Annotated in this window: 1 protein-coding gene; it reads right to left on the bottom strand. The window is 41.6% G+C overall.

The genetic code is table 11. The features are described 5' to 3' along the window. A partial coding sequence (locus AAEY62_RS22735; RefSeq protein ID WP_502935557.1) for a DUF3299 domain-containing protein occupies positions 1–257 on the bottom strand: 257 nt, incomplete at its 3' end. Positions 258–267: the final 10 nt, after the last annotated feature.

Genomic DNA, 267 nt, shown 5'->3' with positions numbered 1-267 from the left:
AAATAAGGAACCAGTAAAAACTCGGTAATTACTTCACTGTCGCCTTCAAGTGGTACTACAAAACCCGGTAGGCTTACCGATTTACCATCAAGTGCTTTTACTACAGGGGCGTTTAGATCTGGTTGAACCCAGTTTTGTTCACTGCCTTCGTGGTTAGCTTGCGCTTGGGTGTTTATTTGCATATGACCTTGTGGAATTAGGTCTTCCCAAAAAATTTCTTTGGGTGGATTTGCACTACTAACAAAGCTGGTTAGTATTAAGCTTACC

This window comes from Pseudoalteromonas sp. GW168-MNA-CIBAN-0100, assembly GCF_040309225.1.
Classification (GTDB): domain Bacteria; phylum Pseudomonadota; class Gammaproteobacteria; order Enterobacterales; family Alteromonadaceae; genus Pseudoalteromonas; species Pseudoalteromonas arctica.
This window is presented reverse-complemented; position numbering and strand designations above follow the sequence as displayed.